Below are 335 nucleotides of genomic sequence, written 5' to 3' on the forward strand. Positions count from 1 at the left end.
AAGTGCAGGGCAGGTGTTAATATCCAGCATCTCCTGTACCTGCACTCCTCCCCCGGGAAAATAATAGTCGGGACTTAAAGTGGCAAAAACAATGAGGTCAATGTCATCTTTGGAAATACCGGCACGTTCAATGGCTATTTTGGCTGCTTTCACACCCATCACCGCTGTTGAATAGCCATCTCCCTTTTTAATATGTCTTCTTTCCTTTATTCCGGTTCTCTCCTGGATCCAGGCATCATTGGTCTCCATGATCTTAGAGAGATCATCGTTAGTGACCACATTTTCCGGCACGTAAAATCCTAAACCCGCAATTTTTGACTGATACATGTAATCTT

The 335-nt window shown here is 43.9% G+C and carries 1 pseudogene; it reads right to left on the reverse strand.

Going from position 1 to position 335, the window contains the following annotated elements:
- A pseudogene (locus HC175_RS21785) lies at positions 1-327 on the reverse strand (3-oxoacyl-ACP synthase); the annotation flags it as partial.
- Positions 328-335: the final 8 nt, after the last annotated feature.

This window comes from Salinimicrobium oceani (assembly GCF_012037645.1).